This window comes from Pseudomonas sp. KU26590, assembly GCF_026153515.1.
Lineage (GTDB): Bacteria > Pseudomonadota > Gammaproteobacteria > Pseudomonadales > Pseudomonadaceae > Aquipseudomonas.
This window is the reverse complement of sequence record NZ_CP110644.1, coordinates 4713690-4732314: the sequence shown is the minus strand read 5'-3', so window position 1 is coordinate 4732314 and position 18625 is coordinate 4713690. Positions and strand designations below refer to the sequence as shown.

20 protein-coding genes, 1 tRNA gene and 1 pseudogene are annotated in these 18625 nt (G+C 59.8%); 8 read left to right on the top strand and 14 right to left on the bottom strand.

Annotation, left to right across the window (positions count from 1 at the left end):
* Window positions 1–13: 13 nt before the first annotated feature.
* From infA to aat, 3 genes are all read right to left on the bottom strand, one after another.
* Window positions 14–232 (bottom strand): translation initiation factor IF-1, encoded by a 219-nt coding sequence (infA, locus tag OKW98_RS21085; protein ID WP_002553999.1) that lies wholly within the window; start codon window positions 230–232, stop codon window positions 14–16.
* Window positions 233–333: 101 nt separating this feature from the next.
* Window positions 334–1041 (bottom strand): arginyltransferase, encoded by a 708-nt coding sequence (locus tag OKW98_RS21080; protein WP_265386506.1) that lies wholly within the window; start codon window positions 1039–1041, stop codon window positions 334–336.
* Window positions 1042–1088: 47 nt separating this feature from the next.
* Window positions 1089–1778 carry a leucyl/phenylalanyl-tRNA--protein transferase gene (gene aat, locus OKW98_RS21075; protein WP_265386505.1) on the bottom strand — a complete coding sequence of 230 codons (690 nt, stop codon included), beginning with the start codon at window positions 1776–1778 and terminating at the stop codon, window positions 1089–1091.
* Between the two features lie 473 nt (window positions 1779–2251).
* Here aat and OKW98_RS21070 point away from each other — a divergent pair, with 473 nt between their 5' ends.
* The 6 genes from OKW98_RS21070 to cysG all read left to right on the top strand — a co-directional run bounded on the left by OKW98_RS21070 (window position 2252) and on the right by cysG (window position 9765).
* Window positions 2252–4657 carry a DNA translocase FtsK gene (locus OKW98_RS21070; protein ID WP_265386504.1) on the top strand — a complete coding sequence of 802 codons (2406 nt, stop codon included), beginning with the start codon at window positions 2252–2254 and terminating at the stop codon, window positions 4655–4657.
* 76 nt (window positions 4658–4733) lie between these two features.
* Complete coding sequence (gene lolA / locus OKW98_RS21065; protein ID WP_265386503.1) at window positions 4734–5357, top strand: outer membrane lipoprotein chaperone LolA; 624 nt, start codon at window positions 4734–4736, stop codon at window positions 5355–5357.
* 19 nt (window positions 5358–5376) lie between these two features.
* A complete protein-coding gene (locus OKW98_RS21060; protein ID WP_265386502.1) occupies window positions 5377–6699 on the top strand; it encodes a replication-associated recombination protein A in 1323 nt (440 codons plus the stop codon).
* Window positions 6699–7073, top strand: a complete 375-nt coding sequence (crcB, locus tag OKW98_RS21055; protein WP_065989163.1) for a fluoride efflux transporter CrcB — start codon at window positions 6699–6701, stop codon at window positions 7071–7073. The genes OKW98_RS21060 and crcB overlap by 1 nt, the downstream gene beginning before the upstream one ends.
* 16 nt (window positions 7074–7089) lie before the next feature.
* The gene (gene serS, locus OKW98_RS21050; RefSeq protein WP_265386501.1) at window positions 7090–8370 is read left to right on the top strand and encodes a serine--tRNA ligase; all 1281 of its coding nucleotides are present in this window, start codon (window positions 7090–7092) and stop codon (window positions 8368–8370) included.
* Window positions 8371–9765, top strand: coding sequence for a siroheme synthase CysG (cysG, locus tag OKW98_RS21045; RefSeq protein WP_265386500.1), 1395 nt, complete (start codon window positions 8371–8373; stop codon window positions 9763–9765).
* Window positions 9766–9981: 216 nt separating this feature from the next.
* Here the strand turns inward: cysG and OKW98_RS21040 are convergent, their stop codons facing one another.
* The 7 genes from OKW98_RS21040 to OKW98_RS21010 all read right to left on the bottom strand — a co-directional run bounded on the left by OKW98_RS21040 (window position 9982) and on the right by OKW98_RS21010 (window position 14252).
* Window positions 9982–10983: a glutathione S-transferase family protein gene (locus OKW98_RS21040; RefSeq protein WP_265386499.1), complete on the bottom strand. Its 1002-nt coding sequence runs from the start codon at window positions 10981–10983 to the stop codon at window positions 9982–9984.
* A gap of 97 nt (window positions 10984–11080) precedes the next feature.
* The gene (locus OKW98_RS21035; protein ID WP_265386498.1) at window positions 11081–12082 is read right to left on the bottom strand and encodes a glycosyl transferase family protein; all 1002 of its coding nucleotides are present in this window, start codon (window positions 12080–12082) and stop codon (window positions 11081–11083) included.
* Entirely contained in the window at window positions 12079–12414 is a 336-nt protein-coding gene (locus tag OKW98_RS21030) for a TusE/DsrC/DsvC family sulfur relay protein (protein ID WP_265386497.1), read from the bottom strand. Before OKW98_RS21030 ends, OKW98_RS21035 begins: the two co-directional genes overlap by 4 nt.
* Complete coding sequence (gene tusB / locus OKW98_RS21025; protein ID WP_265386496.1) at window positions 12411–12710, bottom strand: sulfurtransferase complex subunit TusB; 300 nt, start codon at window positions 12708–12710, stop codon at window positions 12411–12413. The genes OKW98_RS21030 and tusB overlap by 4 nt, the downstream gene beginning before the upstream one ends.
* Entirely contained in the window at window positions 12710–13072 is a 363-nt protein-coding gene (gene tusC, locus OKW98_RS21020) for a sulfurtransferase complex subunit TusC (RefSeq protein WP_265386495.1), read from the bottom strand. Before tusC ends, tusB begins: the two co-directional genes overlap by 1 nt.
* Window position 13073: 1 nt before the next feature.
* A complete protein-coding gene (gene tusD / locus OKW98_RS21015) occupies window positions 13074–13466 on the bottom strand; it encodes a sulfurtransferase complex subunit TusD (RefSeq protein ID WP_265386494.1) in 393 nt (130 codons plus the stop codon).
* A 114-nt stretch (window positions 13467–13580) separates the two neighbouring features.
* A complete protein-coding gene (locus OKW98_RS21010; protein ID WP_265386493.1) occupies window positions 13581–14252 on the bottom strand; it encodes a Bax inhibitor-1/YccA family protein in 672 nt (223 codons plus the stop codon).
* 169 nt (window positions 14253–14421) lie between these two features.
* Between OKW98_RS21010 and OKW98_RS21005 the strand changes: the two genes are divergently transcribed.
* Window positions 14422–14512, top strand: a tRNA-Ser gene (locus OKW98_RS21005).
* 95 nt (window positions 14513–14607) lie between these two features.
* On the opposite strand, the gene OKW98_RS27660 is transcribed toward OKW98_RS21005, so the two are convergent.
* Window positions 14608–15312, bottom strand: coding sequence for a methyl-accepting chemotaxis protein (locus OKW98_RS27660; protein ID WP_416148527.1), 705 nt, complete (start codon window positions 15310–15312; stop codon window positions 14608–14610).
* Window positions 15313–15462: 150 nt separating this feature from the next.
* Window positions 15463–16233 (bottom strand): annotated as a pseudogene (locus tag OKW98_RS27655) (MCP four helix bundle domain-containing protein); the annotation flags it as partial.
* A gap of 263 nt (window positions 16234–16496) precedes the next feature.
* Here OKW98_RS27655 and OKW98_RS20995 point away from each other — a divergent pair.
* Entirely contained in the window at window positions 16497–17381 is an 885-nt protein-coding gene (locus tag OKW98_RS20995) for an EamA family transporter (RefSeq protein ID WP_265386491.1), read from the top strand.
* A 78-nt stretch (window positions 17382–17459) separates the two neighbouring features.
* On the opposite strand, the gene OKW98_RS20990 is transcribed toward OKW98_RS20995, so the two are convergent.
* Both OKW98_RS20990 and OKW98_RS20985 read right to left on the bottom strand, forming a co-directional pair.
* Window positions 17460–17909, bottom strand: a complete 450-nt coding sequence (locus OKW98_RS20990) for a DUF805 domain-containing protein (RefSeq protein ID WP_265386490.1) — start codon at window positions 17907–17909, stop codon at window positions 17460–17462.
* 16 nt (window positions 17910–17925) lie between these two features.
* Window positions 17926–18279: a DUF4190 domain-containing protein gene (locus OKW98_RS20985; RefSeq protein WP_265386489.1), complete on the bottom strand. Its 354-nt coding sequence runs from the start codon at window positions 18277–18279 to the stop codon at window positions 17926–17928.
* Between the last annotated feature and the right edge of the window lie 346 nt (window positions 18280–18625).

Genomic DNA, 18625 nt, shown 5'->3' with positions numbered 1-18625 from the left:
TTGTTAAGACCTGTTAGCGGGCGCGGTAAGTGATGCGCCCTTTGCTCAAGTCGTAGGGCGTCAGCTCAACGCGGACCTTGTCGCCGGTAAGAATGCGGATGTAGTTCTTGCGCATCTTGCCGGAGATGTGCGCGGTTACGACGTGCCCATTTTCCAACTCCACACGGAACATGGTGTTGGGCAGGGTGTCGACGACAGTGCCTTCCATTTCGAAGCTGTCTTCTTTCGACATGCAGTAAAGCCCTCGGTATCCAATGAATGGCCCGGTGCAAACGGCAGCCAGGCAAAAGCGGGCTGCATTGTGCCCGAAAATTGAGGGTTAAGCCAAGGGCTTCAGTAAAGAGTGACCCATCTTTGATTGGTGAGCAGTTCGATGGGGCGATATTGGGTCTTGTAATTCATCTTTTTGCAGTTTTTTATCCAATAGCCGAGGTACACCGCATGCAATTGCATGCGTGCGGCTTCGGCGATCTGCCAGAGAATCGCGTAACGCCCCAGACTTCGGCGATCCTCGGAGGGGTCGTAGAACGTGTAAACGGCAGAAAGCCCATTGGGCAGCAGATCAGTGACTGCCACGGCGAGCAGCCGGCCCTCGAGGCGAAATTCGTAAAAACGCGAAAACGGCAGGTCCCGCACCAGAAAGGTGGAAAACTGGTCGCGACTGGGGGGGAACATATCGCCATCGGCATGGCGCTGTTCAATGTAGCGCTGATAGAGGTCGAAATACTCCTCACTGAAATGCGGCTTGGTGCTCGTCACTTCGAGGTCGGCGTTCCTTTTGAAAATACGTTTCTGCTGACGATCGGGCACGAACAGTCCGACAGGAATGCGCGCAGGCACACAGGCGCTGCAGTTCTGGCAGTGCGGACGGTAAAGATGATCGCCACTGCGGCGAAACCCCATGTCCGAAAGGTCGGCATAGACCTGGACGTCCATCGGCTGGCTGGGGTCGAGAAACAGCGTGGTGGCTTGTTCCTCGGGCAGGTAGCTACAGGAGTGGGGTTGAGTGGCATAGAACTTCAGCCGCGCCAGCTCGGTCATGATCAACCCTCGAGAGAAACTTGAGTTAAGAGTGTATGCCAGCCGACTCAAACTCGCCTAGGCAACCAGTCGGCGCAAGTGCTCTTATCCAGGTGTTCGCGCAGGCAGTCGGCGAAGGTCTGCCGTGGAATGGATCGCGCGCCGAGGCTTTGCAGATGGTCGGTGGGCATCTGGCAATCGATCAGGGCAAATCCCCACGACTGTAAATGTCCGACCAGCGTCGCGAAACCGACCTTGGAAGCGTTGTCGGCGCGGCTGAACATCGATTCACCGAAAAACAGCTGGCCCATCGCCAATCCGTACAAGCCGCCTACCAGCGCGTCGCCGTCCCAGACTTCGACGCTGTGGGCGAAGCCTCTCGCGTGCAGTTCAATGTAGGCCGCCTGCATGGAGTCGGTGATCCACGTGCCGTCGGTGTAGGCGCGGGGCTCGGCGCACGCTTGAATGACCGCCGCAAAATCCTGGTCGAAGGTGACCCGATAACGCCCCTGGCGCAGCAGCTTGCCCAGACTGCGTGACACATGAAGCTCATCCGGAAAGAGCACGGTGCGCGGGTCCGGCGACCACCAGAGAATCGGCTGGCCCTGCTGATACCAGGGGAAACAGCCATGCCGATAGGCGGCGATCAGGCGATCGGCAGACAAATCGCCGCCGCCGGCCAGCAGTCCATTGGGCTCGCGCATGGCTTTTTCCAGCGCAGGAAAATCAAGGGTGTCGCGTTGTAACCAGGTCAGCATGGCGTCCAGACTTTACGAGAGGGGAGGGGAGTCATCGCAGGCTTGCCACTCCGGCTGCATTCCGTGCTGCAACTCTCTGTTGCAAGCATGGTCACAAGCCGCTTGATCGCGCCCGGATGTTGGGTCACATGGTTTCTTCATCCGGGCATGGCCTTTTGACAGTTCAACGGCGCACGAAAAATACGTCATAAGCCTTTGTCGGCAAAGAAAATGCGTGCTCAAATTGTCATCGGACGGCGAAGCTTGAACATCGGCAAGCACCGCGCCAGACTAACGTAGCGCGCGGCGCGCAAATCCGTACAATGCCGATGTTGTTTAACCTCATTTCAAGTCACCTGTCGAGCGTGCGTTATCGCAGGCGTGGTTTCCCGGTCGTCAGACTGATCTTCAGGATAGCCACTGTCATTTCGTCAAGGCAGTCGTACACAGTCAATCATCAGATGTTCGCGCTTGCGCGCAGGAATTGAAGCGTTTTGAAGAAATCCACCATAGCACCCACCCCCGTTCCGCTTTGGCGGCAGCACCTGCACTACCGGCTCAAGGAAGGTGCACTGATCGCGTTCGGCGCGCTCTGTCTGTACCTGATGATGGCGCTGCTGACCTACGATCAGGGCGATCCAGGCTGGAGCCACACGAGCAGCTCGGCCCAGGTACAGAACGCCGCAGGCCTTGCCGGTGCTTATTCTGCCGACATCCTGTTCATGATCCTGGGCTACTTCGCCTACATCTTCCCGTTGCTGCTGGGCGTCAAGGCCTATCAGGTTTTCCGTCACCGCCATGAGCCGTGGCAATGGAGCGGCTGGCTGTTTTCCTGGCGCATGATCGGTCTGGTGTTCCTGGTCCTGGCCGGCGCCTCGCTGGCGCACCTGCACTTTCATTCGGCGTCGGGCCTGCCGGGTTCGGCCGGCGGCGTGCTGGGCGAGGTGCTGGGCGATCTGGCCAAGCGCGCGCTGAATGTGCAGGGCAGCACGTTGCTGTTCATCGCCTTGTTTCTGTTCGGTCTGACCGTGTTCACCGATTTGTCCTGGTTCAAGGTCATGGACAACACCGGCAAGATCACCCTGGACCTGATCGAACTGTTCACGGGCTCGCTCAACCGCTGGTGGGCCGCCCGCAACGAGCGCAAGCAGATGGTGGCTCAGCTGCGCGAAGTCGACATGCGTGTCGACGAAGTGGTCGCTCCGGTTGCACCGGATCGGCGCGAGCAGGCCAAAGCCAAGGAACGTCTCATTGAGCGCGAGCAGGCGTTGACCGAGCACATGGCCGCCCGTGAGAAGCACGTGCCAGCCGTCATCGCGCCAGCACCTCCACGGGCACCTGAGCCGAGCAAACGCGTACAGAAAGAGAAGCAGGCGCCGTTGTTCGTCGACAGCGCCGTGGAAGGCACGCTGCCGCCGATCTCGATCCTCGACCCGGCTGAGAAAAAGCAGCTCAACTATTCGCCTGAATCGCTGGCGGCGGTGGGCCATCTGCTGGAGATCAAGCTCAAGGAATTCGGCGTCGAGGTCACCGTGGACTCGATTCATCCGGGCCCGGTGATTACCCGTTACGAAATCCAGCCGGCTGCCGGCGTGAAAGTCAGCCGTATCTCGAACCTCGCGAAAGACCTGGCGCGCTCCCTGGCAGTGACCAGCGTCCGTGTGGTCGAGGTCATTCCCGGCAAGACCACCGTCGGTATCGAAATCCCCAACGAGGATCGCCAGATCGTGCGCTTCTCCGAGGTCCTGTCGACGCCGGAATACGACGACGCGAAATCGCCTGTCACCCTGGCGCTGGGTCATGACATCGGCGGCAAGCCGGTCATCACCGACCTCGCGAAGATGCCGCACCTCCTGGTCGCCGGTACCACCGGTTCCGGTAAATCGGTGGGCGTGAACGCCATGATCCTGTCGATCCTGTTCAAGTCCGGTCCGGAAGACGCCAAGCTGATCATGATCGACCCGAAAATGCTCGAGTTGTCGATCTACGAAGGCATCCCGCATTTGCTGTGCCCGGTGGTCACCGACATGAAGGACGCCGCCAATGCCCTGCGCTGGTCGGTGGCTGAAATGGAACGCCGCTACAAGCTCATGGCCAAGATGGGCGTGCGTAACCTGTCCGGCTTTAACCAGAAGGTGCGCGAAGCGCAGGAAGCCGGCACGCCGCTGTCCGATCCGCTGTACCACCGCGAAAGCATTCACGACGAAGCGCCGCTGCTGACCAAGCTGCCGACCATCGTTGTGGTGGTCGACGAGTTCGCTGACATGATGATGATCGTCGGCAAGAAGGTCGAAGAACTCATCGCTCGGATTGCCCAGAAGGCGCGTGCGGCGGGTATACACCTGATTCTTGCGACCCAGCGACCTTCGGTGGACGTGATCACCGGCCTGATCAAGGCGAACATCCCGACGCGCATGGCGTTTCAGGTGTCGAGCAAGATCGACTCCCGGACCATCATTGACCAGGGCGGCGCTGAACAGCTACTCGGTCACGGCGACATGCTTTACATGCCGCCGGGCACCAGCCTGCCGATTCGTGTGCACGGCGCGTTCGTGTCGGACGAAGAGGTTCACCGCGTGGTCGAGGCATGGAAGCTGCGCGGCACGCCGAACTACAACGAAGACATCCTGGCCGGCGTCGAAGAACCGGGCAGCGGCTTCGACGGTGGCGGCGGGGGCGGTGATGGCGAAGACAGCGAAAGCGATGCGCTGTACGACGAAGCCGTGAAGTTTGTGCTGGAAAGCCGTCGTGCTTCGATTTCTGCAGTACAGCGCAAGCTGAAGATTGGCTACAACCGCGCCGCGCGCATGATCGAAACCATGGAAAACGCCGGCGTCGTGACACCCATGAACACCAACGGCTCGCGCGAAGTGATTGCGCCAGCCCCAATGCGTGACTGACACTTCAACGTCATGCTTAACCGGGCGGCGTCACTGCGGCGGTGCCCGGCTTCAACCACATTCAAAGAGGAATCCCATGCGTCTTATCCGCATGCTGTTGGTATCTGCACTGGCTTTTTCCGCTGTCTCGGCCCACGCCGACAGCAAGGACGTGGCGCGCCTGACCCAACTGCTGGAAAACTCGAAAACCCTGAGTGGCCGTTTCTCCCAGTTGACCCTCGACGGTGGCGGCACCCAGTTGCAGGAAACGGCTGGCGAGATGACCTTGCAGCGCCCGGGCCTGTTCTACTGGCACACTGATGCGCCGCAGGAACAAACGATGGTCTCCGACGGCAAGAAGGTTTCCCTGTGGGACCCTGACCTGGAGCAGGTCACCATCAAGACCCTCGACCAGCGTCTGACCCAGACCCCGGCGCTGCTGCTGTCCGGTGATGTGTCGAAAATCAGCGAGAGCTTCGATATCAGCGCCAAGGAAGCCGGTGGCGTGATCGACTTCGTGCTCAAGCCCAAGTCCAAGGACACCCTGTTCGACAGCCTGCGTCTGTCCTTTCGCAACGGCATGATCAACGACATGCAACTGATCGACAGCGTCGGCCAGCGCACCAATATCCTGTTCACCGGCGTCAAGGCCAACGAGCCTGTCGCGGCGAGCAAATTCCAGTTCCAGATTCCGAAAGGCGCTGACGTCATTCAGGAATAAAAAGGGGTTCGCCTGTTTCATGGACCTGTTCAGCACTGAACCGATCGCGCAACCGTTGGCCGCCCGCCTGCGAGCGACCAACCTGGACGAGTACGTCGGCCAGCAGCATCTGCTCGCCCACGGCAAGCCCTTGCGTGAAGCGCTGGAGCAGGGCGCGCTGCATTCGATGATTTTCTGGGGACCGCCCGGCGTGGGCAAAACCACGCTGGCGCGGTTGCTGGCGAAAGTCTCCGACGCCCATTTTGAAACGGTGTCGGCGGTGCTGGCAGGTGTCAAAGAGATCCGTCAGGCCGTAGAGATCGCCAAGCAACAGGCCGGTCAGTACGGCCGCCGCACCATCCTGTTCGTCGACGAAGTGCACCGCTTCAACAAGTCGCAGCAGGATGCGTTTCTGCCCTACGTCGAAGACGGCACGCTGATCTTCATCGGCGCCACCACTGAAAACCCTTCATTCGAACTCAACAACGCGCTGCTCTCCCGCGCCCGGGTCTATGTGCTCAAGAGCCTGGACGAAGGGGCGTTGCGTCAGTTGGTCAACCGCGCCCTGACGGAAGAACGCGGGCTGGGTAATCGGCACCTGACGCTGGGCGACGAGGCGTTCAAGACGCTTCTGGCTGCAGCGGATGGCGACGGTCGGCGGATGCTCAATCTGCTGGAGAACGCCTCGGACCTGGCGGAAGACGGCAGCGAAATTGATCCCGAATTGCTGCAAAGCCTGCTCGGTGACAGCCGTCGTCGTTTCGACAAGGGCGGCGAAGCGTTCTACGACCAGATTTCCGCGCTGCACAAATCCATTCGCGGCTCCAACCCAGACGCTGCGCTGTACTGGTTCGCGCGGATGATCGACGGCGGCTGCGACCCGCTGTATCTGGCGCGGCGCGTGGTGCGCATGGCCAGCGAAGACATCGGGAACGCCGATCCACGCGCCTTGCCGTTGTGCATGTCGGCGTGGGATGTGCAGGAACGCCTCGGCAGCCCGGAAGGCGAGTTGGCTGTGGCTCAGGCCATTGTTTACCTGGCCTGCGCGCCGAAGAGCAACGCCGTGTACATGGGTTTCAAGATGGCCATGCGCGAAGCCACCGAGCACGGCTCGCTGGAAGTCCCGCTGCACCTGCGCAACGCGCCGACCAAACTGATGAAACAACTCGGTTATGGCGAAGAATACCGCTACGCCCATGACGAGCCGGATGCCTACGCGGCGGGTGAGGATTACTTCCCCGACGAACTCGAACCGCGCCAGTATTACCAGCCGGTCCCCCGCGGCCTTGAGCTGAAAATCGGCGAAAAGCTCAAACACCTGTCGTCGCTCGACCGCGCCAGCCCTCGTCAACGGAGAAAATAGTGATTCAGTTGATTCTTGCCGTGTCCGCCGGTGGCGTGGCTGGTACATTACTGCGTTTCGCCACGGCTAACGTCGTGGCTGCGAACTGGCCGCGCTACTTCTACACAGCAACGCTGGCGGTGAATCTGGTGGGCTGTTTGCTGATCGGTCTGCTCTACGGGCTGTTTCTGATTCGCCCGGAGGTCCCGATCGAATTGCGCGCCGGCCTGATGGTTGGATTTCTCGGTGGTTTGACGACGTTTTCGTCTTTCTCACTGGACACGATTCGTCTGCTTGAAAGCGGCCAGGCTCCTCTGGCCATTGGTTACGCCCTCATCAGCGTACTGGGCGGGCTGCTCGCGACGTGGGCCGGCCTGTCTTTGACCCGAATTTAATATACGAGAGACCGATATGCTCGACTCCAAACTGCTGCGTACTCAACTTCAGGACGTAGCGGATCGCCTGGCTTCCCGTGGCTTCACACTGGACGTGGCCCGCATCGAAGCGCTGGAAGCCCAGCGCAAGACGGTGCAGACCCGCACCGAACAGCTTCAGGCCGAGCGTAACGCGCGTTCCAAATCCATCGGCCAGGCCAAGCAGCGCGGCGAAGACATCGCGCCGCTGATGGCTGACATCGATCGCATGGCCGAAGAGCTGAGCACCGGCAAGAAAGAGCTGGACGCCATTCAGTCCGAACTCGATGCCATGGCCCTGAGCATGCCGAACCTGCCCCACGAATCGGTGCCGGTCGGCGCTGACGAAGAAGAAAACGTCGAAGTGCGCACATGGGGTACGCCGGCGTCGTTCGACTTCGCGGTTCAGGACCACGTTGCGTTGGGCGAGAAGTTCGGCTGGCTGGACTTCGAAACCGCGGCCAAGCTGTCCGGCGCCCGTTTCGCCCTGTTGCGTGGCCCGATTGCGCGCCTGCACCGTGCGCTCGCGCAGTTCATGATCACGCTGCACATCAACGAGCATGGTTACGAAGAGACTTACACGCCGTATCTGGTTCAGGCGCCTGCGTTGCAGGGCACCGGGCAGTTGCCGAAATTCGAAGAAGACCTGTTCAAGATCTCCCGCGAAGGCGAGGCCGATCTATATCTGATCCCGACCGCTGAAGTGTCGCTGACCAACATCGTCTCCGGTGAAATTCTCGACGCCAAGCAGTTGCCGTTGAAGTTCGTCGCTCACACGCCGTGCTTCCGCAGCGAAGCCGGCGCGTCGGGCCGCGATACCCGCGGCATGATCCGTCAGCATCAGTTCGACAAGGTCGAGATGGTGCAGATCGTCGAGCCGGAAAAATCCATGGAAGCGCTGGAAAGCCTGACCGGTCACGCCGAGCGTGTTTTGCAATTGCTCGAATTGCCGTACCGTGTTTTGGCGCTGTGCACCGGTGACATGGGTTTCAGTGCGGTCAAGACCTACGACCTGGAAGTGTGGATTCCGAGCCAGGACAAATACCGTGAAATCTCGTCGTGCTCCAACTGCGGCGATTTCCAGGCGCGTCGCATGCAGGCGCGCTGGCGCAACCCGGAAACCGGCAAGCCGGAACTGGTTCACACGCTGAACGGTTCGGGTCTTGCGGTGGGTCGTACGCTCGTGGCGGTGCTGGAAAACTACCAGCAGGCCGACGGCTCGATCCGCGTGCCGGACGTCCTCAAGCCATGGATGGGCGGCATCGAGGTGATCGGCTAAATGGAATTTCTGCCGCTGTTCCATAACCTTCGGGGCGCTCAAGTGCTGGTGGTCGGCGGCGGCGAGATTGCCCTGCGCAAGTCTCGCCTTCTGGCTGATGCCGGGGCGGTGCTCCGCGTAGTTGCCCCCGAGATTGGAGCGGAAGTGCGCGAGCTGATCGAGCGCAGCGGCGGGGAACAGATTCTGCGCGGCTACACCGAGTCGGACCTCAACGGCTGCGTGCTGATCATCGCCGCCACCGACGACGAGCCGCTCAATGCGCAGGTGTCCGCCGATGCACGCCAGCGCGGCGTGCCGGTCAACGTGGTGGATGCGCCTGCGCTGTGCAGCGTGATCTTCCCGGCGATCGTCGACCGGTCACCGCTGGTGATTGCCGTGTCCAGCGGTGGCGATGCGCCGGTGCTGGCGCGTCTGATCCGCGCCAAGCTGGAAACCTGGATTCCGCCCACTTACGGGCACCTGGCCGGTTTGGCCGCGCGCTTTCGTCATCAGGTGAAAGGGCTGTTTCCTAACGTTCAGCAGCGTCGGGCGTTCTGGGAAGATGTATTTCAGGGCCCCATCGCCGACCGGCAACTGGCCGGGCAGGGCGCCGAAGCCGAGCGGTTGCTGCGAGCGAAGATCGACGGCGATGCGCCACCCACGACCGGTGAGGTGTACCTCGTGGGCGCGGGTCCGGGCGACCCTGATCTGCTGACCTTTCGTGCGCTGCGTCTCATGCAACAGGCTGACGTTGTGCTGTACGACCGCCTGGTCGCGCCGGCGATTCTGGATCTGTGCCGCCGCGACGCTGACCGCGTCTACGTCGGAAAGCAGCGCGCCGATCACGCCTTGCCGCAGGATCAGATCAACCAGCAGCTGGTGGATCTGGCCAAGCAGGGCAAGCGCGTGGTGCGGCTCAAGGGTGGCGACCCTTTCATCTTCGGCCGTGGCGGCGAGGAAATCGAAGAGCTGGCGGCTCATGGCATTCCCTTTCAGGTCGTGCCGGGGATCACAGCGGCCAGCGGTTGCGCGGCCTATGCCGGCATACCGCTGACCCACCGCGATCACGCGCAGTCCGTGCGTTTCGTGACCGGTCACCTGAAGAACGGCTCCACAGACCTGCCGTGGAAAGACCTGGTGTCGCCATCGCAGACCTTGGTGCTCTACATGGGCCTGATCGGGCTGCCGGTCATTTGCGAACAGTTGATCAAACACGGTCGCTCGGCCGATACGCCGGCTGCGCTGATCCAGCAGGGCACCACGGTCAACCAGCGCGTTTTCACCGGCACGCTGGCCAACCTGCCGCAACTGGTCGCTGAGCATGAGGTTCATGCGCCGACGCTGGTGATTGTCGGGGAAGTGGTGAAACTGCGGGAGAAACTGGCGTGGTTCGAAGGGGCGCAGGCGACCGTTTGATTTCGCCCCAGTCCGTTGGCGGTAAGTAATCAATCGCGGTCGGACGCCAAACACGTACGTCCGCCGAGGGCCCACGTCGGGCGCACAACCCGTAGGAGCCGGCTTGCTGGCGAACGCGGTGGATCAGCGCCACATTCGTACCTGATCCTCCGCAATCGCGGGCAAGCGCGCTCCTACAGTGATTTTGCGGTGAATGATCGAGTGGCTTTCACGCCTTCAACCGTTCTGCAAAATCCCTTTCCCGCTCAAACGCCCGCGATCATGCTTGCCAGTGAAATCCTGCTGCGGGCCTTTTGGCACGACGCCGGTCGGGTTGATGGTGGCATGGCTGCCGTAGTAGTGATGCTTGATGTGTACAAAATCCACCGTCTCAGCCACACCCGGCAGCTGGTACATCTCGCGCACCCAGTGGCTCAGGTTCGGGTAATCAGCAATGCGCCGCAGGTTGCACTTGAAGTGCCCGTGGTACACCGCGTCGAAGCGAATCAGCGTGGTGAACAGGCGCACGTCCGCTTCGGTCAGGTATTCACCCGCCAGGTAGCGTTTCTCGCTGAGCAGTTTTTCCAGCGAATCGAGCTCGGCGAATACTTCGTCAAAGGCCTCTTCGTAAGCACCTTGTGACGTCGCAAATCCGGCGCGATAGACACCGTTGTTCACCGCCGGATAAATACGGTCATTCAGCCGGTCGATCTCGTTGCGCAGCGGCTCCGGGTACAGATCCAGGTGATTGCCGGTCAGGTCATCGAACGCCGAGTTGAACATCCGGATGATTTCCGACGACTCATTGCTGACGATGCGATTCAGCTGCTTGTCCCACAGCACCGGCACGGTCACCCGACCGGTGTAGTCGGCGGTATCGGCGAGGTAGCGCTGGTACATGAAGGTATGGCCATCCAGCGCATCGCCGCTGGAGCCGGTCTGCTTGTCGAACGTCCAGCCGTTTTCCCGCATCAGCCAGCTGACCACGGAAACGTCGATCAGACTTTCCAGCCCTTTGAGCTTACGGACGATCAGCGTGCGATGGGCCCACGGGCAGGCCAGGGAAACGTACAAGTGGTAACGACCGGCCTCCGCCTTGAAGCCGCCTTCACCGGACGGGCCGGGCTGACCATCGCGGGTTACCCAGTTCCGGCGCTTGGCCTGCTCGCGCTGAAAAGCGCCGTCTTTGCTGCTTTCGTACCACTGGTCTTGCCAGCGCCCTTCAACGAGAAGGCCCATGTCTGACTCCAAATTGAGCTGTACCGAAGTACGTTGGAGATGAGTCTAAAGGCAATCGTTCGAACGAATAACGCAAAGACTGGGGAGTAGCTATCGGCTAAATCGATCTGTTCCGATTCGCCCAATATTCCTCGGCTTGCGCGAAGGCTTCAGCCCGTGGCATTCCAAGGCCTCGCAATGCCAGCGCCATGGTTGCGATCAGCGCCAGTTGCGGGTAGCTGTCCTCGATATCACCTTTCCAGATCGCCACCAGATGCTGCGGGTCGAGGGTGGCCGGCTTCACGTGGCGACGGTCCGACAATGCAGGCCATTCTTCGTCCCACGGCTGGCCATCGGTGGTGCCGTACAAGTGGCTGATGGTGTCGGGATTGATCTCGACTTCACCACCGTCGCCCTTGATCACAATGGCGTGGTCGCCGAGCAGGCTGCTGGCGTCGCGATGCACGCCCTGATAGCCAGGATGGAAAATACTCTGCAGCCCGCACCGCGCGCCCAGCGGATTGAGGATGCGCGCCAGCGAGTGGATCGGCGAGCGCAGCCCCAGGGTGTTGCGCAGATCGATCATGCGCTGCAACTGCGGCGCCCAGTCGCCGAGGGGGAAGAACGCGATGTTCTTCTGCTCCAGCGCTTCACCCACCGCTTGCCAGTTGCGGCACAACGGAATGCCCAACAGCTCCAGCAACTGCTCGCTGTACAACCGGCCGGCGGTATGGGCGCCGCCGCCGTGCATCAATACGCGCACGCCATTCTGCGCCAGGCACTTGGCCGCCAGCAGGTACCACGGCAGATGACGCTTCTTGCCGGCGTACGTCGGCCAGTCGATATCGACCTTCAGTGGCGGCGCATGCAGACGCTCGCGCACCGCTTCAGTGAAGCCTGCGAGCTCATCCGGGCTCTCTTCCTTGTGCCGCAGCAGCATCAGAAAAGCACCGAGCTGGGTGTCTTCGACTTTTTCATCGAGCACCATGCCCATGGCTTCCCGGGCTTCGGCGCGGGTCATGTTGCGCGCGCCACGCTTGCCCTTGCCGAGAATACGAACGAAGGGCGCGAAGGGATGCTCGGCAGGGGTTTCGGTGACGAGGGGCGTGAAGTCGGTCATAGGCAATTGGTCGGCTTGGGCAGGCCCGCCAGCTTGGCGGCAAGTTTGGCGGGAGTGCCGTTGAACAGACGATTCAGGTGCAAACTGTTACCCTTGTCGGCGCCCAGTTTCAGCGCGGTGTACTTGACCAGGGGCCGGGTGGCCGGGGACAGCTGAAATTCTGCATAGAACCGGCGCAGCAGTTCGAGAATTTCCCAGTGATCGGGCGTGAGGGCGATGTCTTCCTCAAGGGCGAGGGCTTCAGCGACTGGGTTGGACCAGTCGTGCAGGTCCTCAAGATAGCCGTCCTTGTCCAGCGCGATGCTGCGGCCGTCGACGATAAGCTGTTTCATAGCCACGTGTTGACCTTGTCGTATTGCACCGAGAGCGCAACAAAGCCGGCGTAGTCGACGCGTTCGGCCCAGTCAGGCAGTGCGATGTTTCGAGCGGTGGCGTCATCATCGAGTACGAACAGCTTCAGGCTGCCGGTTTTCGCGCTCAGGGTCTGTGCGGTAGCGGTATCTGCGCGCAACGCATAGGTGGCGTCGCCGCACAGCAGGATCGCGTCATCGCTGCCGAGCACGCGCAGGCAACTGCTCAGGCGCGAGTCGGTGAAAGGGGAATGAGAGAGTACGTGCAGGGTAGCCATCAGATCGTGATCACCTGGTCGTAACGGTCAATGAGCGCGGCGATTTGCGGGTCATCCAGTACCTGAAGCGGTTCGACGCTTAATCCGGTTGGCTGCATCCCGCGCTGATTCAGGCTGGTGCCGCACGCGAACAGGTCTTCCACGCCGAACATCGACAACGCCTGAAGGTTGGCAGTCAGGTCTTTCTGCTGCACCTGGCTGGCGTTCTGCGCCGTCGCCAACTGAAACACGCCGTCGTCCATGAACAGCATGGCCACCGGCAGATCGAACGCGCCGCCGGCCAGGGCAATGTCCAATGCCTCGCGGGCATCCGGACCAGCCCAGGGCGCCTGACGGCTGATGATCAATAATGACTTCGCCACTTTACGGCCCTCCGAAACAGATCAAGCGATCGGCCGCCTGGACCGCGTCGTGCAGCTGACCCAGCCCCGACAATTCCCAGGGTGCCGGCAGGTTCGCCGCCGATCGCGAATAACGCTCCGCTTCTTCAGCATTCAACACGCCCCGGCGCAGGGCCGCTGCAATGCAGACCACGCCGTCGAGGTGGTGGGTGGTAACGAAATCACGCCATTGCGCGGCGGTGTCCGATTCGTCCTGGGGCGACACGACATTGCCGGACGCTGTGTGCACGCCGTCCTGGTAGAAGAACAGACGCACGATTTCATGGCCCTGCGCTAACGCGGCTTTGGCGAACAGCAATGCGCGCCGGGAGGAGGGCGCGTGGGCGGGCGAATGCAGGGCAATGGCGAACTTCATGGGCGGCTCGGTGGGGCGCTGACAGGGAACATGGGCGCAATGATAAAGAATTCATGAACGCCAGACAGCAAAAAGCCCGCCGAAGCGGGCTTTTTGTTGAAGCGGGCAAACTGATCAGTCTTTGCTGCCCATGATGCCGAAGATCTGCAACAGGCTGATGAACAGGTTGTAGATCGATACATACAGGCTGATGGTCGCCATGATGTAGTTGCGCTCACCGCCCTGAATGATCGCGCTGGTCTGGAACAGAATGCAGACCGACGAGAACAGGACGAAGCCGGCGCTGATCGCCAGTTGAAGGCCGCTGATCTGGAAGAACATGCTGGCCACCACGGCCCCGAGCAACACGAAGAAGCCTGCGGTGATGAAGCCGCCGAGGAAGCTCATGTCCTTGCGGGTGATCAGCACGTAAGCCGACAGACCGCCGAAGACCAGTGCCGTCATCGCGAACGCGGAAGCAACGACTTCAGCGCCGCCCTGCATGCCGATGTAACGGTTGAGGATCGGGCCGAGGATAAACCCCATGAAGCCCGTCAGCGCGAACGCCGAGACCAGACCCCACGCCGAATCGCGCAATTTGTTGGTGAGGAAGAACAGACCGTAGAAGCCGATCAACACAACGAAAACGTTCGGGTAACGCACGTGCATCTGTTGTGCAACGAACGCCATGACGCCGCTGAAGGCGAGGGTAAGGGCCAGAAGGCCGTAAGTGTTGCGCAGGACGCGGCTAACCTCTAGCTGCTCGACCTGCACGCGGTTGTTGACTGCGTAATCCTGTTCGCGCATGGCGCTACTCCTGATGGTGAAAATGAAGGGTTTGAAACCTCAAGTTGCAAAGATCATAACAGAGGCGGGGCAGCACGCTAGCCGGAGAGTTTGACAGCTTGTTTCATTACGGTATTATGGCGCCCGCAAAGCGACGGAGGGGTGAAAAACTTCCGACGCCAGATGCTTCGGGGAATTGGCAGAGTGGTTGAATGCACCGGTCTTGAAAACCGGCGAACGTTAATAGCGTTTCTAGGGTTCGAATCCCTAGTTCCCCGCCAAACACAGTAAAAAGCCCTGCTCATGCAGGGCTTTTTCGTTTTCGGGGTTTGGTTGGCGATGGGCTTTGAAGGCCGGGCGTCAGGGCCGCGATGTACTAAAGCCGGAACTTGCCGACCATGTCGTTGAGCCGGACCGCGAGCTTCGACAGCTCGTTGCTTGCTTCCAGCGTCTGCCTCGCGCCCTCGGTGCTTTGCATGGCCAGATCGCGAATACTCACCAGGTTTCTGTCCACATCGCGGGCAACGTGCGCTTGTTCCTCCGAAGCCGTCGCAATCTGCATATTTCGTTCATTGATCTCCAGGACCGCATCGGTGATCAGGCGCAGGGACGTGCCTGCGTCTTTCGCAGAGGTCAGCGTGCTGTAAACCTCCTGTCTGCTTTTGTCCATGGACGCCACCGCAGCGGCAGACCCTGACTGGACCTTGGTGATCATCTGCTCGATTTCCTGGGTAGACAGTTGGGTACGGTGCGCCAGTGCTCGTACCTCATCTGCCACCACAGCAAAGCCTCGTCCTTGTTCCCCGGCGCGCGCCGCTTCAATCGCCGCGTTCAACGCGAGCAGATTTGTCTGCTCGGCGATGGCGCGGATGACGCTCAGCACTTTCGTAATATCGTCAGCCTGACTGGCCAGGGCCTTGACCTGTACCACAGAGTTGTCCACGAGGTCGGCGAGGTTCGTCATCGCCGTCACCGTGTGGACCACCCTGCGGTTGCCCTCTTCAGCAGAGGTGCTGGATGACTGTGCGGCCTCGGACGTTGAGTTCGCATTTCTCGCCACTTCTTCCACTGCCGCACTCATCTCGGTGACCGCAGTGGCTGCCTGTTCGATCTCGCTGTTCTGTTTTTGAAGTGTTCGATCCGCGCTTTCGGTGATTGATGTCATTTCGACGGAAGCGGTGCTCAGTTGGTCGGCCGCCCCCGATATCTCAGTTATCGTGGTCCTTAAATTGCCCGCCATGAGATTGAGCGCAATCATCAAACTGGATATCTCATCCCGGCCCGCCACGGCGAGGACGCCGGAGAGGTCGCCCGTTGCGATTCTCTCCGCGAAGGTCAATGAGCTATAGACCGGCTTTACGATGCTTCGGGTCAGGGCATACGCCAGGCCTATGGTGAGAACCGAAGCACCCAACACAACAGAGACAAGAATCATGATGCTGTGGCTGTAAACCTCTGCAGCGCGATGCCCTGCGCTGACTGCGCTCTGTGAATTGATGTCACGCAGCGTCGTGAGCTCTGCCTGATACTGCGTCGCGGTCTGCGCTTGCTCGGTGTTGGCGAAGTCCAGTGCGGCTTGATGGTCGGATTTACTCAGCGCGATGATGTTTTTGACGCCTGATATGTATTTTTCCATCAGGCCATTTGCTATTTGAAACTGCCTCGTATCTTCTTCGCCAGTGACCAGGTGCGCTCGGTAGTAACTCGTCTTGTCTTCGAGCGTGGCGATGTATTGAAAAATATTGTCGGTGACCTTGCGTTCTGCATCCGAGCCCGTCACCGCTAATAGTCGTATGCTTTCCAGTCGGGTATGCAGCAGTGCAATCTGAATATCGTCGATCACCTGAATGCTGGGAACCACGTCAGTTTCCAGGCTTTGCTCAGTGGCACGCATTTCATCAATTTGAACGTACGCGAATACGCCAAGGCCTAGCAGAATGAGCGTAATAAGACCAAAGCAAAGTAGCGCTCTGGTTGAAATCTTGAGGTTTTGTAGTTGCATGAGGGGTCTCTCCAGAGCTCCGAAGGAAGGCGCTGAGGTCCGTTCCAGCAATCAGCGTGTCTGCCGGATTTTCGATTACTTAAGGGGGGTTAAACGGATAGGCGGGCCTATGGCTATCATGGTCTCGCGTTTGCGCAGTGCTAAATAATCAATTAACTAATTCTTCACTTAACGCTGCGAAGGCATTTGCAAACGCAGCGAGCGCGAGGCGATTATCTGTTCTCGGGCTCTCCCCAAATACCTGCCAACTATCAAGGAACACCATGCCGTTTAAAGACCTGTGCCTGGCATTGCTCGTCATCATTGCGTGGGGTTTGAATTTCATCGTGATCAAATACGGGCTGGATGGCCTGCCGCCGATGTTGCTGGGTGCGTTGCGGTTCACGCTGGTTGCGATTCCCGCCGTGTTTTTCATCCGCCGCCCCAAGCTGCCCTGGTTCTGGCTGCTGGCGTACGGCGCGACCATTTCTTTCGGTCAGTTCGCGTTTCTGTTCGAGAGCATGGCCCATGGCATGCCACCGGGCCTGGCCTCCTTGCTCCTGCAGGCGCAGGCATTCTTCACGCTGCTGTTCGCGGCGATATTCATCGGTGAGAAATTACGCGTGCACAGCGTGTTGGGCTTACTCATCGCGGCTGGCGGACTGACCCTCATCGGCATGGGTACGGGGGCTGCGACCCCTTTGCTGGCGGTCTTACTGGTGTTGTGCGCGGCTTCGATGTGGGCGCTGGGCAATATCATCACGCGCCGGTTCGGCAACGTCGATCTTGTTGCTTTGGTGGTCTGGGGGGCGATCGTTCCGCCGCTGCCGTTTCTCGCCATGTCGTTGTGGCTGGAGGGGCCTGCGCTCATCGAGCATTCGTTGCTTAATTTGGGATGGAGCTCGGTGCTGTCGCTGGCTTACCTGGCCTTCGTCGCTACGCTTTTCGGCTATATCAGCTGGAGCAAGCTGCTGTCTCGCTACCCGGCGGGCAAAGTCGCGCCGTTTTCCCTGCTGGTGCCGGTGGTCGGCCTGAGCTCCTCGGCTTTGGTGCTGGACGAGCGGCTGAGCGTGTTGCAATGCGCGGGGGGTGTGCTGGTGATGTTGGGTCTGACAGTCAATCTGCTCGGACCCAAGCTGTTCAACCGTGGGCGACGAGCGACTGCTTGATGCGGGGCATCAGGGTTTCGCAACGCAAACCAGATTCAGGCAGTTGCGCCGTTCAAGACGGCGCCCCTTCCTATCAGCTTACTGGGGAGCCGGCCCGAAGCGGTTATCGCCTTTCTGACCTTCTGTAGCCAGGAACACGATGTTGGCGAACGGCACAATGAGCCACCAGCCGCTGCGATCAGTGTCGTGCAGTCGGCGAACGCCAACGGCGAGGGAGGGTATCAATAACGCAAGGCTATACACATTCGAGATCATTGAATTGCTGCCGATGATGGCGTCGACAACGGCAAGCGCGATTGAGATCAGGAAGCTGATCAGGAAAAACATCCAGTATTCCTTGCGCCGCGCCCTCCCACTGAACACTGCGTACTTTTTCAAAACGTCTACATACCAGTGAAAAAAACCCGGCTGGGTGGTAACGGCAGCGCTATTGCCGCCGCCTGCGTACGCCAGCTGCGGCGCGCCGCACTGCGGGCACGTGACAGCCCCATCACCGATTTCCTTTGCACAACCACGACAAAATGCCATTTGAATCATCCTTTGATTAATTAACACACAGTCCAACGAAAACAAGCAGCGAGACACCGGATAACACAGTTCCGGCGATGGCCATGCCATAGCCCGGTCTTTTAGTGTTGATAGTGACGATCCCGAGAATCAGGGCGACGACAGAGAGCAGGCCCAGGCCCTGAATCGTCTCTCTGTCCCATTCACTGTCGTCAAAGAGCGCAAGCGTGCACAGGATACTGAGCACGAGCGAGGTGATTGCCATCCAGGGGGAGCCAACGTTTGCAGGGGGGAGTGTTGCTGAGGTGATTTGACTCGCGCCACATTGTGGGCAAGTGACTGCCGTTTCATGCAGCTCCTTTGCACAGCCACGACAAAATACCATTGCCATCTCATTTCCCTATATTAGAAAGGCTTATGGGTGACTGTCGGCACGTCGGCAGAAATCTTTAGAAAAGATTTTTTCCGGGCTCCATCCCCCATCGCCTCCGTGCCTTGCGGATCAGTCGCCGTCTGCCGGCAACTGCTTGAGTCTGTTCAAGCACAGCAGGGCTGTGTCTTTCCCCAAACTCGCCGTCCCATTACCAGATAAAATACCAGAATCAGAAGCGTTATCACCTAATAACGCTTTGCATTACCATTTCTTACAAATGTTGTTACGATCCGCGCCCTCATAGCTTTTCGCCATGCGGAACGTCGCTCGTCAGGGTGTCGTACCGCAGATCAGCACGTCTTAG

What these genes read in the sequence shown, in the direction of transcription:
- OKW98_RS21060 (WP_265386502.1), top strand. Translation starts at nt 5,377, where the DNA reads ATGGACCTGTTCAGCACTGAACCGATCGCGCAACCGTTGGCCGCCCGC.
- OKW98_RS21010 (WP_265386493.1), bottom strand. Translation starts at nt 14,252, where the DNA reads ATGCGCGAACAGGATTACGCAGTCAACAACCGCGTGCAGGTCGAGCAG.
- OKW98_RS21035 (WP_265386498.1), bottom strand. Translation starts at nt 12,082, where the DNA reads ATGACCGACTTCACGCCCCTCGTCACCGAAACCCCTGCCGAGCATCCC.
- serS (WP_265386501.1), top strand. Translation starts at nt 7,090, where the DNA reads ATGCTCGACTCCAAACTGCTGCGTACTCAACTTCAGGACGTAGCGGAT.
- OKW98_RS20985 (WP_265386489.1), bottom strand. Translation starts at nt 18,279, where the DNA reads ATGGCAATGGTATTTTGTCGTGGCTGTGCAAAGGAGCTGCATGAAACG.
- infA (WP_002553999.1), bottom strand. Translation starts at nt 232, where the DNA reads ATGTCGAAAGAAGACAGCTTCGAAATGGAAGGCACTGTCGTCGACACC.
- OKW98_RS20990 (WP_265386490.1), bottom strand. Translation starts at nt 17,909, where the DNA reads ATGGCATTTTGTCGTGGTTGTGCAAAGGAAATCGGTGATGGGGCTGTC.
- aat (WP_265386505.1), bottom strand. Translation starts at nt 1,778, where the DNA reads ATGCTGACCTGGTTACAACGCGACACCCTTGATTTTCCTGCGCTGGAA.
- OKW98_RS21040 (WP_265386499.1), bottom strand. Translation starts at nt 10,983, where the DNA reads ATGGGCCTTCTCGTTGAAGGGCGCTGGCAAGACCAGTGGTACGAAAGC.
- cysG (WP_265386500.1), top strand. Translation starts at nt 8,371, where the DNA reads ATGGAATTTCTGCCGCTGTTCCATAACCTTCGGGGCGCTCAAGTGCTG.
- OKW98_RS27660 (WP_416148527.1), bottom strand. Translation starts at nt 15,312, where the DNA reads ATGAGTGCGGCAGTGGAAGAAGTGGCGAGAAATGCGAACTCAACGTCC.
- OKW98_RS21080 (WP_265386506.1), bottom strand. Translation starts at nt 1,041, where the DNA reads ATGACCGAGCTGGCGCGGCTGAAGTTCTATGCCACTCAACCCCACTCC.
- tusD (WP_265386494.1), bottom strand. Translation starts at nt 13,466, where the DNA reads ATGAAGTTCGCCATTGCCCTGCATTCGCCCGCCCACGCGCCCTCCTCC.
- OKW98_RS20995 (WP_265386491.1), top strand. Translation starts at nt 16,497, where the DNA reads ATGCCGTTTAAAGACCTGTGCCTGGCATTGCTCGTCATCATTGCGTGG.
- tusB (WP_265386496.1), bottom strand. Translation starts at nt 12,710, where the DNA reads ATGGCTACCCTGCACGTACTCTCTCATTCCCCTTTCACCGACTCGCGC.
- lolA (WP_265386503.1), top strand. Translation starts at nt 4,734, where the DNA reads ATGCGTCTTATCCGCATGCTGTTGGTATCTGCACTGGCTTTTTCCGCT.
- OKW98_RS21030 (WP_265386497.1), bottom strand. Translation starts at nt 12,414, where the DNA reads ATGAAACAGCTTATCGTCGACGGCCGCAGCATCGCGCTGGACAAGGAC.